Source organism: Roseburia sp. AF20-18LB (assembly GCF_003461185.1).
In the GTDB taxonomy this organism is placed as follows: domain Bacteria; phylum Bacillota; class Clostridia; order Lachnospirales; family Lachnospiraceae; genus Roseburia_C; species Roseburia_C amylophila.
On record NZ_QTWP01000003.1, the window covers coordinates 302,326 to 317,348 of the forward strand.

10 protein-coding genes are annotated in these 15,023 nt (G+C 42.4%); 1 reads left to right on the forward strand and 9 read right to left on the reverse strand.

Going from position 1 to position 15,023, the window contains the following annotated elements:
- Positions 1 to 109 precede the first annotated feature (109 nt).
- The 9 genes from DWX65_RS08600 to DWX65_RS08645 form a co-directional block, all read right to left on the reverse strand.
- Positions 110 to 1,288 (reverse strand): aldo/keto reductase, encoded by a 1,179-nt coding sequence (locus DWX65_RS08600; protein WP_118173241.1) that lies wholly within the window; start codon positions 1,286 to 1,288, stop codon positions 110 to 112.
- 456 nt (positions 1,289 to 1,744) lie between these two features.
- Positions 1,745 to 3,883, reverse strand: a complete 2,139-nt coding sequence (locus DWX65_RS08610) for a beta-propeller domain-containing protein (RefSeq protein WP_118173243.1) — start codon at positions 3,881 to 3,883, stop codon at positions 1,745 to 1,747.
- 65 nt (positions 3,884 to 3,948) lie between these two features.
- Entirely contained in the window at positions 3,949 to 4,458 is a 510-nt protein-coding gene (locus DWX65_RS08615) for an RNA polymerase sigma factor (protein ID WP_117841998.1), read from the reverse strand.
- 352 nt (positions 4,459 to 4,810) lie between these two features.
- Positions 4,811 to 6,406, reverse strand: coding sequence for a potassium/proton antiporter (locus DWX65_RS08620; RefSeq protein WP_117841999.1), 1,596 nt, complete (start codon positions 6,404 to 6,406; stop codon positions 4,811 to 4,813).
- 78 nt (positions 6,407 to 6,484) lie between these two features.
- Positions 6,485 to 7,228, reverse strand: coding sequence for a DUF6062 family protein (locus DWX65_RS08625; protein WP_117842000.1), 744 nt, complete (start codon positions 7,226 to 7,228; stop codon positions 6,485 to 6,487).
- A gap of 91 nt (positions 7,229 to 7,319) precedes the next feature.
- On the reverse strand, positions 7,320 to 8,654 hold the full coding sequence (locus DWX65_RS08630; RefSeq protein WP_118057213.1) for a methyl-accepting chemotaxis protein: 1,335 nt from the start codon (positions 8,652 to 8,654) through the stop codon (positions 7,320 to 7,322).
- 58 nt (positions 8,655 to 8,712) lie between these two features.
- Positions 8,713 to 10,020, reverse strand: a complete 1,308-nt coding sequence (locus tag DWX65_RS08635) for an alpha-amylase family glycosyl hydrolase (RefSeq protein ID WP_117698062.1) — start codon at positions 10,018 to 10,020, stop codon at positions 8,713 to 8,715.
- Positions 10,021 to 10,244: 224 nt separating this feature from the next.
- Positions 10,245 to 12,878, reverse strand: a complete 2,634-nt coding sequence (locus tag DWX65_RS08640; RefSeq protein ID WP_118173244.1) for a heavy metal translocating P-type ATPase — start codon at positions 12,876 to 12,878, stop codon at positions 10,245 to 10,247.
- 14 nt (positions 12,879 to 12,892) lie between these two features.
- Positions 12,893 to 13,207 (reverse strand): metal-sensing transcriptional repressor, encoded by a 315-nt coding sequence (locus tag DWX65_RS08645; protein WP_118173245.1) that lies wholly within the window; start codon positions 13,205 to 13,207, stop codon positions 12,893 to 12,895.
- A 459-nt stretch (positions 13,208 to 13,666) separates the two neighbouring features.
- Between DWX65_RS08645 and DWX65_RS08650 the strand changes: the two genes are divergently transcribed.
- Positions 13,667 to 15,010 (forward strand): MATE family efflux transporter, encoded by a 1,344-nt coding sequence (locus tag DWX65_RS08650; protein WP_118057210.1) that lies wholly within the window; start codon positions 13,667 to 13,669, stop codon positions 15,008 to 15,010.
- Positions 15,011 to 15,023: the final 13 nt, after the last annotated feature.

A 15,023-nucleotide genomic window follows, 5' to 3' on the forward strand; every position in this document is an offset into this window, starting at 1 on the left:
ACTGCCATCATCTTTACCATTATGAGGACGTCATTCGACCTCTGCTATTATAATTCTGTGTCCACCTTCAAATTTCCTTTATTTTTTACAAAATTTCATAATATTTTTTCTAATACTTTCCAATGCGCTTCGAAATCGCCCTTGCTACCTTATAAACCGGATTCTCCATCTTCTTTGCCACCTGTTTTAATTCCTGTCGGATGGCAATGGACTGCGGGCAGTGTTTCTCACATTTTCCGCACTGACGGCATTTTGAAGCATTGGTCGGATTTGTCTTTAAAGTGGTACACATAATATATGCCTTCATACCGGAATAAAAGCTGTCGGTATAGCGTGTATTATATGCTGCAAAACAGGTCGGAATATCTACTCCATGAGGGCATGGCATACAGTAGCCGCAGCCGGTGCATGGCACTTTCATATGCTGATTAATTGACTTCTTCACTTTTTCAAAAATTTCCAGTTCTTCTTCTGTCAGTGCATTTGCTGTGGCATCTGATGCTATCCGCACATTTTCTTCTACCTGTGCAATATCATTCATTCCGGAAAGTACCACAGTTACTTCCGGATGATTCCATATCCAGCGGAGTCCCCATTCTGCCGGGGAACGATGTGGTTCTGCGGATGCAAATATGGCTCTGGCATCCTTTGGCAGTGCGTTGACCAGTCTGCCTCCCCGCAGCGGTTCCATGATAATCACCGGAATTCCCTTTGCTGCTGCATATTTTAAGCCTTCTGTTCCTGCCTGGGTATGCTCATCCATATAGTTATACTGTATCTGGCAGAAATCCCAGTCATAAGCATCTATAATCTTCTTAAACTGATTTGCTCCTCCATGGAAAGAAAAACCGATATTTCCAATCTGTCCTGATTGTTTCTTCTCTGCAATCCAGTCCTGTATACCAAGTTCTATAAGACGCTCCCATGCTGCAATATCATTTAACATATGCATCAGATAATATTCCACATGATCCGTCTGAAGGCGTTCTAACTGCTCCTTAAAATACCGTTCCATATCCCCTTCTGCTTTTATGTAATAATGCGGCAGTTTGGTCGCAATCTTCACTTTATCCCGATAGCCTTTTGCCAAAAATTTTCCCAGACAGGCTTCACTTCCACCGTAAGTATATGCGGTATCAAAATAATTGACCCCGGCTTCCACTGCTGCTGCCATCTCCCGCTCTGCCTTTTCCTGGTCGATTGTGGTTCCCTTCTTTGAATAACGCAGGCAGCCGTAGCCTAAGATGGACAGCTGGTCTTTGTTTCCCGGATTTTCTCTATATTGCATGTTTATTCTCCCTTGCACTTGTTGTTATGGCTGCTGCGAAATGTTTAATAATAATGAGTCTGTCTTCCCAATGTTTGACAAGATACTGCCTTCTGTTCGCCTGTAGGCAAATACATTTGTGCAGACTGTTAGGGGCTCTTAGAATTTTGGCAAAACCCGGCAACGCTGGTACAAGGATGTACCAGCGAGGTGCAGAGGAACATGGATGTGACTTTGCACCGTTTGCCATATATAAAATAGCTTTTTCAAAATTCTTAGAGCCCCTTGCAGCTGGAGCAGTATTCGCTACAGGCGTACAAAAGGCGTATCCAGTCAAAGCAGCGGTAAGACATCCTTATTATCATTTCCCATTTCGCAGTTACCGATTCTGTATAAGTTGCCGGGTGATGATATTTTCATACCACCACCCGGCACATATACTGTCATTATAAAGCTATCGGGAAAGTTTTGCAAGAATCACTCCCGCTCCTTTATCTTTTTAAATCCATCGGTCATGTCATAGGATGTAATGTTATCATTAATCCAGAGGTAAAATACATTGCCACTATACATTCCACGGACATTCTCGTAATTGGCTCCGTTAATACCCGGAATTTCTGCCTGTTTCTTAAAGGCTCCGTTTTCATAGGAATATATCTGATAGGTCTGTTTTATTCCGCTGCCGCTATAATCCTCACAAACCAGACCGATTAAATTCTTATCCTTTGAAATGATGACACTCTTATAATCATATAATGCTTCGCTATAATCTACATCCTTTAATACCAGCTTTGCCTCTTCGGTTACTTCTCCCGGATTTTCTATATTAAACATGGAAATCTTAATGTTTTCTATATTTCCGGTCTTCTCATCAGATTCGTAGCCGATTCCCAGTAAGTGTGTATCATCCCAGAAATGCAGATATTCGGAGAAGCCGGTCACCTTGAGTTCGCCGATAATTTCCGGTTTTGCCGAGTCTGATAAATCCACGGTAAACAGCGGGTCAGTATTCCGGTAGGTTACAAAGTAACCAGTGTTTCCCATAAAACGGGCAGCATAGATTTCTTCTCCCGGTGCAATGCCCGTCAACTGTCCGGTTAATTTCAAGTTCTCATCCAGAATATAAAGTGCATTCACCTCATCCTCTGTACTATAATCGGTGGTCAATACCCTGAGATATCCATCACTGGCATTGATTGCAAAGGTATCTCTGACATAACCCCTTACTGCCGTTGCCGCCACACCACTGATTCTGCCCTCATCCAGTGCAAATTTTGCAATATTGGTAATCATTGCCCCATCATAATCTTCCTCATATAAATACAGGGCATCTTTGCTGATATAAGTCTGGGCACATCCAGAGATTACAAGCTTACTGTCCAGCACTTTATCCGGCTTATTTACATCCAGTGAAGAAACCAGTATACCACTTTCTCCTGATGACTCCGGCAGATAAATTTCACCGGCGGCAACCTTTTCTCCATTTACCTTCGGAATCACTGAGGTATATTCCTTTTCTACATATCCCACCACATCGGATGTCATATGATACCGTGTAAAAAGATAGACTACATCTCCGATTTTCCGGGAAGTATTATAATAACCATCCTGGATTAATCTTCCTTCAAATTCCGGATTCCTGCGGTCTACGATACTGTATACCTGAATCTGTGTGGTGCTTTTTCCATTCATTTTATAGCAGAATGCACTGTCTTCAGAAGCATCTGATACAGCAATTTCTTCATCTGAGCTTTCTTTATCTGAGTTTTCCTTATCAGAGCCAGCTTTGCTGCTTTCGCCCAAGGATGTCTCATAGCCCTGCACAACCAGAATCAGCTGGTCTCCATCCACATAAATTTCCATCACCCGGTCTGCTGCGCCACAGTCTTTCGGGAGAAATCGTGTTACTTCTTCTAATTTTCCATCCCGGATATCCGTTATAACAATGTATTTATCCTCTACCGTATAAATGTAACTGCCATCAATTTTAGCAATATCACTCTCGTCTACACCTTCCATCTGCAGATTTGTCGTAGAATAATCTTTTCCGCCTTCCTTGCTGCTCTCCAGCAAATCGGCATCGGCACTTCCGTACTTAGCTTCATCACTGTAGTAATATTCGTCACTGCCGGAATTCATTGCTCCCGATGCAGCTTCGCTTGTCTCCGCACTTGTTTCCAGATCTTCTATCCAATTCTGCTGATACCCCTTAAGAAGGGTCTGATATACCTCCTTATAATCCGATGCAGGATGATACATTGTTCCAAGAGCTGCCACATCCACATACCCTGTTTCATCTGCTTCTCCCACAGTCTGCTGCGTATCTGTCATTGCTACGGAATCCGTCTGCCCTGTACCGGAATTCTTATCGAAACGGGTCACTGTTATATAAATTCCGCTGCATACTACCAGTGCCAGCACTGCCACCATACTTCCAAGTCTGCGCCATGGAATTATTTTCTTCGATTTTTTCGGTTCCAAGTGCTGATTTTCCTGCTGCTGTTTTGCTTTCTGTTCCTGTAATTGTTTTTCTATCTGTTCCGGTTTCAGAGTCTCTGGTATTTCTATCTCTTCCGCCGCTTTTCTTAACTGGGTTAAAATCTCCTGTTCATTCATACCGGCACCTCCATCTCATCTGAATTTTCTGTTGTTTTTCAGACTTTTTGCATATCTTCCGTTTCTCACTTCCAATATTTCTCCACCATTTTCTTTATTCCCCGGCTCTCTTTTGAGCGGACGGTATTTTCGTTAAGGTCTAACAGTTTTCCGATTTCCTTGCTGCTATACCCACAGAATAAATGCATGGCGATAATCATTCGTTCCTCGGAAGGCAGCTCAAAGAACAGGCTCCGGACTGCTGCATGCTCATCCATTCCGGATTTTCCCAGATGCTCTAAAAGCTCCGGTGTCAGCTCTTCCGGACGGGTCGCATACTCTTTTAATTTACGTTTGCACTTATTACTTAAAATACGGAATATCCACGCCCGGAACGCTTCTGTCTTTCGAAGCTCCCCGATTTGTGCAAATGCATCTGTCACGGTATCGCTGACCACATCCTGTGCATCCTGCGGATGCTTCAGCACATATAACGCAAAGCGATACAAGTCCTGATAAACGCCTTCATATAATTGTGCAAATGCACCGGTATCCCCACTTTGTGCCCTGCGCACCAGCTGCAGTTCCTGCTCCATATGCTCACCCTATACCTTCCTATGTCCTTTCCTTTGACCGGTCTCATATATATAGTGTCGCTGAATTCCATTCTGTTGCATATATTTTTAAATTTTTAAAAATAGCAGTACTCTTCACCGAATACAGATGCTGTCTAAGTGCTGTAAAGGGCACTAAGAATTTCGAAAAATCATTTTTATATCCGGCAACCGGTGCAAAGTCACATCCATGTTCCTATGCACCTTGCCGGCACATCCTTGTGCCGGCATTGCCTAATATCTAACGAAATTCCAAGTGCCCTTAACAGCCCTTAAAATGCATCTGCACTTCGGCGAACACTCCTGCTATTCTTCAAAATTCAAAAAAACATATTTATAACTGGCTGATTACCAGCACATCATTTTCACGAATCACAGTATTTCCGTTCGGTATCACAACCTTCTCATTCCGCTTTAGAACAAGAACCAGCTTCTCTTCTCCCAGTTTTATTCTGGATAATGGCTTTCCAATCCACTTGCTGTCTTTTTCGATTGGGATTTCTGTCAGACAGATGCCAAGATTTTCTTCCGGAGATAAAGCACTTAAGACAATCTTGTCTCCGGCAAGCACTACCGTGTTGCCATTTGGAATGATACGCTCCTCGCCTCTTAGAATCAGCACCAGTAATAAATCCGGCAGGGAAGCAAGGTCTTTTATCTTGCGGTTCTCCCATGGATGTCCCGCCTTGATGCTGATTTTAACAAACTCCACCGGCATTTCATCGGAGTAGTCACTGAAGGTCTTCATGACGTTGCCATTTTCGTCTATCATGTCAAGCTTCTTCGCCACCAGTCCAAGCAGTGTACCCTGAATACTGATAGAGAACAGGACAATGAAAATAACTATGTGGAACAAATCATTTTTCGTATATGCTGGGCTTACTGTTGCCATAATTGCAAATACTATGGATGCCGCTCCACGAAGCCCCGCCCAGGACACCAGAAGCTGCTGCTTTACCGGGCAGCGGAATGGCATCAAGATAGCAAATACAGAAACCGGCCTTGCCACAAATGTTAAAAATACCGCAATTGCCAGTGCAATCGGCAGTATCTTCGGCAGCTGGGATGGATATGCCAGCAGACCAAGCAGGAAGAAAATCAGCATCTGCATCAATCCGGTGATTCCGTCAAAGAAATGCACCAGTGATTTTTTGTGATGAAGTGGAGTGTTGCCAAGGATAATTCCGGCAATGTATGCTGCCAGATAACCATTTCCATTTATCATGGATGCTCCGGCGTAGGATACCAGTGCCATACTGAATACAAATATCGTATCAAATCCATCCGTTGCAAAATTCACTTTTTTTAAAATGAATGCTGCTGCCAGTGCCACAACTACCCCCACTAATATGCCAAAAATAATCTGCGAGAATATCATGACAACCAGCGAAGAACCACTTAATTCTCCGCTCATTATCGTTAATATAATTACGGTCAGCATATAAGAACATGGGTCATTACTACCACTTTCCACCTCCAGCATGGATGCAGTATTGTTCTTAAGATTCAGCCGTCTGGAACGAAGGATTGAAAAGACCGATGCCGCATCCGTAGAACTGATTACAGAGCCAATCAGCATACTTTCCCAGAAATCCATTTTCAATATAAAATGACAGAATGCTCCGGTTGTTACTGCGGTCAGTATAACACCCACTGTTGATAATAATACTGCTTTACCAGCCACCGGCTTTGCCTGTTTCCAGTTGGTTCCAAATCCACCGTAAAACATGATAAAGATTAAGGACACCGTACAAATCTGTTCGGCAATCGTAAAATTATCAAAAGGAATCTTTAAAATTCCATCTGTTCCAAACATCATGCCAAGAAGAATATATGCCAACAACATTGGAATTCCCAGTTTGTTGGACATTTTATTCAATGACAGGCACAATAAAATCACTGCTGCTACCAGTAAAATATAACTTGTCATAAATACCTCTCTTTCCTGTTTTTATTTACCTGTTGCTCTTACGTCTTCTTCTATCCCCTTTTCTTTTATTACCTCTACCTATTCCTTCTTTTCTTCTGCCTCCATGATACTTCCTGCCTTTACCAGTCCTCTCTGCAGTGCATCCCTTGCATTCTTCCAAGGCTGCTCCTTATAACGGTAATCATTCTTACAGATGAACCATTCCAAATCATCCCGCACCCTCTCATATCCGTTAATAAAAGTCTCATTTAAAGTCATCAGAAATTCATTCAGGTATTTCTTACCCATATATTCCGGGGCACCGGAAAACAGAACTTTATAATGATTTACACAAAAGCCTTTGGATGCTGCAAACTGTTTGCGGAAGTCCTCTTCTTTTTCATATAAATAGTAAATGGTATTGATATAATTTGTAAAGCTGTGATTAATGTAATCACACACAAAGCACTTTTTCTCTTTTTCTTCCACAAAGGTAATCACCGGATGGACCGTCTGGCTCTTTTTCCTGAAAAGTACAGCTGCCTGAGGCAGTGGTGCTTTCATTGCTTTTTTTAACTCCTTAGCTGTCTTATCCATATGGGTCTTTAGCATCATGGCAAGTCCTAATTTATTCGGATATTCATATAACATTTCCAAATGCTTCTGACAGAAGCCCTGTTCATCACTCTGCTCCCGGATATCTCCCTCCATGTAACTTGCGCCCGGTCCAATGGTATAATTGATGGCATTTTCTTCTAATTTCTGATACATTCTGCAGACCGGACATTCGCTTTCCTCTGCAAATGCATCCTGTATTGGTATCGTATAAATCTCTGTTTTCATTTTAATCTCCTTAAAGATACACAAAAGGGTATTCCATATGCACTCCTTCGGCCTGTGGAATACCCTTCTCTTTGCAATTGTATACCGTTTATTACATCATGTTTTTCTCTACTTCTTCTTTCATGGAAGAAACATTAAACTTACGGATATTTTCATCCAGTTCTGCTACTACAGAAGTAATTCTGGCAGTTGCATTCTTACATTCTTCTACCAAAGCTTCAAACTCATTCATTGCCTCAGATGTATCTCTGGCACTTGTTGTATTTGTCTCTGCTGCTGCAGCAAGCGAATCCATTTTCTCTTCAATGGCACTCTTATGTTCATTCAAGCCACCGACTTCTGAATTGATTCCCTGAATAGAAGTGCTGACACTTTCAATTTCATGATTCAAGGCAGTAAAGATTGTCTCTGTCTCGCGAATCTTTGCATTCTGCTGTTCAAATGCTTCTGATACTTTTCCGGTAATGTCTACACTGACATTAGAATTATCAATCAGTTCATTAACAATTTTATTAATCTGCTCTGAAGACTCTCTGGACTGGTCTGCCAAGGTACGGATTTCTTCTGCAACTACGGCAAATCCTTTTCCCTGTTCTCCTGCCCGTGCAGCTTCAATACTTGCATTTAAAGCAAGCAGATTTGTCTGGCTTGCAATTCCTGCAATAATCTCTGTTGCAGTACGAATCTGTAAGGCAGACTGATTGGTTCTGTCTGTCTGGCTCTGCACTTCATCAATAGACTGCCTGTTCTGTCTGCTGATTTCCACCAGCTGCTGCATAATCACCTCTGCTGATTCATTGCAGTCTTTCATTTTTAATGCACTGTCTGAAAGAAGTGTAATATTGCTGGCAATTACTTCAATGGCATTGCCGATTTCTGCTACTTTCTGCTGTACATGCTGTGTTTTCTCTGCCTGTGAAACGGTATTATCTGTAATGGAAGCAACTTCACCGCTCACATGATCCAACGCTTCATTCATAGTGTCAAAGGACTGACTGAATGTCGTAGACAGTTCGCTTAATTCCCTGCTGGCTCTACGGATTCCGGTTACAATCTGTGCAAAGTTTCTTACCATATCATTGGCAGAGCCTAACAATTTGCTGATTTCATCATTTTTTTCATTATGTTTTGGTTCTTCTAACTGAAGGCTTCCATCCGCAATCTTATCCATACTTCCAATTACAGCTTTCAGTTTTCCGGCAATTGCTACTGCAAGCCACAGGGAACCTGCCACAAATACCGCTAAAACCACAATTAAAATAATCGTTCCCACACCTGCATTTAATGCTGTATTCTGTACCAGATGCATTATGATAATTCCGGCAAGTCCAACCAGAAGAATCGGGAGTGAAATTACTGCAATTAATCCAAGTGCCAGTTTCTTTCCTATATTACTTTTTTCTGAAGATTTACGTTTCTCTGCCATTACTGCACTTCCTCCTTATAGCTCTTATCTCTTATTCTTATTCTTATGTATTATCTTTTTATCCGGTTATCTTTAAATAAGCTGCGGAAAATGCCGGCATATCGAGACCACCCTGAAATACCGCTTTTTCTCCGGTCAGCAGGTCAACTGCTTCTGCTGCTCCTGCATCAAAGGATGCATGGAATGGATTCTCTTCCAGATTGATTGCTACAAGAATCCGCTCACCTTCAAAGCTTCTCTCAAATACAATCTGCCGGTTTGTTAAGAATACCTTTCGGTAGCTGCCATAGCAAAGTGCTTTTTCCGATTTATGAACCTTCGCCAGTCTGGAAATATAATCGGTAAGTTCATTCCATTCCGGTGCTTCAAAGGAAGGACGGAGTGCTTCATCCCCGCCATTTTCCTTCTTTCCCTCTGCTGCCCATTCACCGCCATAATAGACACATGGAATGCCAGGAATTGCAAACAGCATTGCATATACCAGTGGAAGATGTTCTTTTTCCTTTAAAGTGCTTGCCAGACGGTTCACATCATGGTTATCCAGAAAATTTAATAAATGTTTGCCCTGATACATTCCACAGAAATGCTGCTCCAGGGTATAATTGATTTCAAAGAGGTTGCGGTCATTAAAGCTGGACCACATTCCCTTATATGCCTGATAATTTGTTACACTGTGCAGCATATTCTGTTCATCCAGAAGACGGTTATAATCACCATGAATCATCTCGCCCAGGAGATAAAAATCATCCTTTTTCGAATCTACGAACTGACGTAATCTTCTTACAAAATCCATATCCAGACTGTATGCAACATCCAGACGCAGTCCGTCAATATCAAATTCTTTTATCCATCCCTCTACTGCTGAAAAGATATGCCGGATTACTTCTTCATTCCGCAAATTCAGCTTTACCAGCTCATTATGTCCTTCCCAGCCTTCATAGGAAAGTCCGTCGTTATAATTATTATTCCAGCCAAAATTCACATTTGTGAACCAGTCCTTATATGGAGAATTTTCTCTGTTTTTCAGTAAATCCTGAAATGCAAAGAAGCCTCTTCCCACATGATTAAACACTCCGTCCAACACTACTTTGATATTGTTGTCATGTAATTTTCCACATACTTCTTTAAAGTCCTCATTGGTTCCAAGTCTTACATCTAACTTTGTATAATCCCTGGTATCATAACCGTGACGGTCTGATTCAAAAACCGGACAGAAATATATTGCATCCACTCCAAGCTTTACCATATGCGGAATCCAGTCTTCCACTTTCTTTATCCGATGAGCCAGAACACCATCATTTTCTGTTGGTGCTCCGCAAAATCCCAATGTTGAAATCTGATAAAATACACTGTCATATGACCACATAAAAACTGTTCCTCCTGTCTGTCCATCATGTGCTGTGGTTTTTCCCGCTACCTGCGTAAATAAAAGAGGACGGTTCCTTTTGCGGGAACCATCCTCCTAACTTCTTCCCTCTACCTTCGCCCATGTTGTTTCAATTACGCTTATTATAACATAACTTTATAGCATAAGGGAATTTTTTTCTTGCATTTTTCCTAATTTTTTTTGATTTTTATAACGTTATTTTGTTATTTTTCAACACTGGTAAGCTGATATCCTGCTTTTTCAATCACTTCTGCAAATGCTGCATCCGGAATCTCTTTGTCCATGGTTACTTCAGCACTCTTTGTCTCAAGGTTGACAGCTGCCTGTACTCCTTCCATGGCATTTAATGCTTCTTCCACATGTTTCTTGCAGTGTTCACACATCATTCCCTCAATTTTAAGTGTTTCTTTCATTTTATTATCCTCCTTATCATTTTCATTATTATCTGTCACTTTTTCTGCTGACTGTTCTATCTGACTTCCTGCTGCTTTTTCCGCTATCTGTTCTGCCACATTTCCTGCCGTCTGCTCTAATCGCTGCGGCTTAAAAAGCTTTAACCGGAGAGCATTGCAAACAACACAGACGCTGCTTAAACTCATGGCGGCTGCACCGAACATCGGATTTAATTTAATATGAAATGCCGGGTATAAAACGCCTGCTGCCAGTGGAATTCCAATGCTGTTATAGAAGAATGCCCAGAACAGGTTCTCCTTGATATTGCGGATAACCGCTTTGCTTAACCGGATGGCTGTTACGGCATCCATCAGATCATTCCGCATCAGTACCGCATCTGCACTTTCGATTGCCACATCTGTTCCTGCTCCAATGGCAATTCCTACATCAGCTCTTGCCAGTGCCGGTGCATCATTGATTCCGTCTCCAATCATGGCAACCTTATGTCCCTGCTGCTGCAGTTTGGCAATATGCCGTTCCTTATCCTCCGGCAATACTTCTGCAATTACTTTTGGAATTCCAAGCTTCTTACGAATAGCTTCGGCGGTACGTTTATGGTCTCCGGTCAGCATTACTACCTCAATGTGCATCTTACGGAATGCTTCAATAGCATAGCGGCTGGTTTTCTTTTCCACATCTGCTGCCGCAATGATACCCAGAAGGCTGTTGTTTTTCGCAAAGATTAATGGAGTCTTTCCTTCTTCTGCCAGCTTGTCCAGAGTATCTCCAAGGTCATCCAATGACACTCCCTTTTCTTTCATAAAGGCTTCGTTTCCCGCATAATAAGATGCATTTTCGTCTTCTGCCTCAATTCCTCTGCCCAGAATTGTCTTAAAATTCTTCATGGCAAGGGGCATAATCTCCTGCTCCTTCGCATACTGCAGAATTGCCTGTGCCAGCGGATGCCCGCTTCCCTGCTCAACGCCTGCTGCAATTGCCACAAATTCTTTTTCGTTTAATTCTGTGGTTCCAACACTCACATCTGTAACTCTTGGCTTACCTTCTGTTATGGTTCCGGTCTTATCCATAACTACGGTATCGATACTGTGCGCCGTTTCCAGTGCTTCGCCGGACTTAATCAGGATTCCGTTTTCTGCACCTTTTCCGGTTCCTACCATAATAGCTACCGGTGTCGCAAGTCCAAGGGCACACGGACAGGAAATAACCAGCACTGCGATTCCAATAGAAAGTGCAAATTCAAAAGTTGCCCCACTGATGAGCCAGATGATTGCAGCAATTAGGGCAATTGTAATAACCACCGGCACAAATACTCCTGCAATCTTATCTGCCATCTTGGCAATCGGTGCTTTACTGGATCCAGCTTCTTCCACCAGATGAATAATCTGGCTGATGGTGGTATCTTCCCCGACCTTGGATGCACGGATTTTCAAGAAGCCATTCTGGTTAATGGTTGCGGAAATTGCAGTATCCCCCACTTCCTTATATACCGGAATGCTCTCCCCGGTAATGGCAGATTCATCGAGACTTGACTGTCCCTCTTCAATTACTCCGTCCACCGGAACCGTCTCGCCGGGACGCACCAATACTAAATCACCTTTTACCAGTTCCTCTACCGGGACCATAACTTCTTTGCCATCTCTTAAGACATTTGCCTGCTTCGGAGCCAAGTCCATCAGCTTCTCAATAGCTTCACTGGTCTTTCCTTTGGAACGGCTCTCTAAATATTTTCCAACTGTAATCAATGTCAGAATCATTCCTGCAGACTCAAAATAAATATCCATGCTGTACCGGCTTACCAGTGCCATATCCTGATGTCCCAGGCCATAACCAATCCGGAAAATGGCAAATACACCATAGATAACGGAAGCCGATGCCCCAAGTGCAATCAGCGAATCCATATTCGGGCTTCTGTGTACAAAAAGATTCTTAAATCCTACAATAAAATATTTCCGGTTCAGATACATAATCGGAAGCAGCAATAAAAACTGGGAAAAGGAAAATGCCAGTGCATTCTCATCTCCGTGAAATGCAGCCTTGATAAATCCCGGTACCGGAATTCCAAACCATTCATAAAACATATGGTGCATGGAAATATACATCATCGGAATCAGAAAAATAACAGACCAGATCAGACGGATTTTCATCTCATGAATTTCCTGCTCTGCCTTATTTATCTTTTTCCCTTTGCCGGTACGTTTCTCATTTCCGGCATTTGCCAGTGCAGCACCATAACCTGCCTTCTCTACTTCTGATACAATGATATCTTCATTGACCTTATTCTCGTCATAGGACACCTGCATACTGTTGGTCAGCAGATTTACGGATACATTTTCCACTCCGTCAATCTTTGACACACACTTTTCCACACGGGAAGAGCATGCAGAACACGTCATACCTGTGACTTCATAACGTTCCTGTTTCACACTTTTGTCCTCCTCTATTTCATCAGTTTCTGAAGGGTCGCACAAAGCTCATCCACCGCTTCTTCCTTTCCGGCACGGATGTCATCCACCACACAGGATTTGATATGCTCCGCTAACAACACTTTATTAAAGGAGTTCAGTGCAGAATTAATTGCAGACACCTGCGTTAAAATATCCACACAGTAGCGGTCTTCTTCCAACATTTTCTTTACACCCCGCACCTGTCCTTCAATCCGGTTCAAGCGTTTTAATAAATCCTGATATTCTGCTTCCTGTCTGTGCTTCTTCCGTCCACAGCAGGATGGGCACATCTCTTTTTCTTCTGCCATAGTCAGGCTCCCTTCTATCTTCACATTCCAATACACATTTCCCGATAGTCATATACCCCCTACCGGTATGCTTATATTATACCCCCATAGGGTATTTGTCAATCATTTTTCCATTGAATGTTCCAATTCATATTCAAGCCATCTTCTTCCGCTCTATGATATTATCTTGACTTTTCCTATGATTTATGCTATTTTCATAACGCTAAAACTGGTGTGGATTTTTCTAGTCTGACTACTTTTCGCCACACAATTATCCTTGCGATAATTGTGTGGCGTTTTTTACTTTACAGGAAATTGCTTTCCTGTAAAGTAAAAAACGCTCCGCGAGGATGCACACTTCGGCGTATAAGGTAGATGTCGCAAGCGACCGCCGCAGGCGCGAGAATGTGCCAAGGCACATTCTTTGTTCTTTCTCACACTTTGGATTAGTGAGAAAAAAGAAAAAAAGGAGCAATTATTATGAATGAAGATTTTATGAAAGAAAAACCGATTTTACCACTGCTGACTACCATGGCACTTCCTATGGTTATCTCCATGCTGGTAAATTCTCTTTATAATATTATAGACAGTCTGTTTGTGGCTAAAATCAGTGAAGATGCCATGACTGCCCTTTCCCTGGTCTATCCGGTGCAGAATTTTATCAATGCTGTGGCAATTGGATTTGGTGTCGGAATTAATGCTTTAATTTCTTTTCACCTTGGTGCAAAAGAAGGGGAAAAAGCCAATATTGCTGCAACCCATGGGTTCTTCTTTTCTATTTTGCATGGTGTCATTTTAACGATTGGAAGCATTGCCCTGATTCCTACGTTTTTAAGCCGCTTTACCACCGACAGTAATGTTCTTAAGTCAGGTGTAGAATATGCAAATATTGTATTTGTATTCAGTATCATTATTATGATGAATTTAACCTTTGAAAAAGTCTTTCAGTCTGTCGGCAGAATGAATGTCTCCATGATTGGACTGATGCTAGGCTGTATTGCCAATATCATTTTAGACCCGCTTTTGATTTTCGGAATTGGCATCTTCCCGAAAATGGGAATGCGCGGAGCTGCCCTTGCCACCGGTATCGGACAGCTGCTGACTCTTATTTTTTATCTCTTTGCCTATTTTCTGCGCCCAATCAGTGTACGGATTAGCAGAAAATATCTTATCCTGGATAAACATCTTGATTTGAAATTATATGGTATCGGCATCCCTGCCATCTTAAATCTGGCTCTGCCGTCCTTACTGATCTCATTTTTAAACGGACTCCTTGCCGCATATGACCAGTGTTATGTGGTAGTCGTCGGAATCTATTACAAGCTGCAGACCTTCCTCTACCTTCCTGCCAATGGAATTATCCAGGGGATGCGTCCGCTGGTGGGCTTCAATTACGGTGCCGGTGAAATAAAGCGTGTGAAGAAAATCTATCATCTTACCCTCTGTATGAATGGTGTCATTATGCTCCTTGGTATGATTATCTGCTTTACTGCATCACCTTACCTTATCGGAATGTTTACAGACAATGCCACCACAATTTCCGTGGGAAGCAATGCCCTTCGGATTATCTGCTGTGGTTTCCTGATTTCCACCGTATCCATTACTGCCTCCGGTGCTTTGGAAGGGCTTTCAAAGGGCGGACAGTCCTTAATTATTTCACTGCTCCGTTATATCCTTTTTATCATTCCGCTTGCTTTTGTTCTCTGCAAAGCCTTTGGTCCACAGTGCGTATTCCATGCCTTCTGGATTACGGAAATTCTCACTGCCGCAATTGCAGCCCTGCTGATGAAATCAAGCCTCCGGCTTCCGGGCACACAGGCATAAAATACATTAGAGA

Bases quoted from the DNA above. Each gene is read 5' to 3' on its own strand.
- DWX65_RS08645 (WP_118173245.1), bottom strand. From the start codon at position 13,207: ATGGCAGAAGAAAAAGAGATGTGCCCATCCTGCTGTGGACGGAAGAAG.
- DWX65_RS08630 (WP_118057213.1), bottom strand. From the start codon at position 8,654: ATGGCAGAGAAACGTAAATCTTCAGAAAAAAGTAATATAGGAAAGAAA.
- DWX65_RS08610 (WP_118173243.1), bottom strand. From the start codon at position 3,883: ATGAATGAACAGGAGATTTTAACCCAGTTAAGAAAAGCGGCGGAAGAG.
- DWX65_RS08650 (WP_118057210.1), top strand. From the start codon at position 13,667: ATGAATGAAGATTTTATGAAAGAAAAACCGATTTTACCACTGCTGACT.
- DWX65_RS08635 (WP_117698062.1), bottom strand. From the start codon at position 10,020: ATGTGGTCATATGACAGTGTATTTTATCAGATTTCAACATTGGGATTT.
- DWX65_RS08620 (WP_117841999.1), bottom strand. From the start codon at position 6,406: ATGACAAGTTATATTTTACTGGTAGCAGCAGTGATTTTATTGTGCCTG.
- DWX65_RS08615 (WP_117841998.1), bottom strand. From the start codon at position 4,458: ATGGAGCAGGAACTGCAGCTGGTGCGCAGGGCACAAAGTGGGGATACC.
- DWX65_RS08625 (WP_117842000.1), bottom strand. From the start codon at position 7,228: ATGAAAACAGAGATTTATACGATACCAATACAGGATGCATTTGCAGAG.
- DWX65_RS08600 (WP_118173241.1), bottom strand. From the start codon at position 1,288: ATGCAATATAGAGAAAATCCGGGAAACAAAGACCAGCTGTCCATCTTA.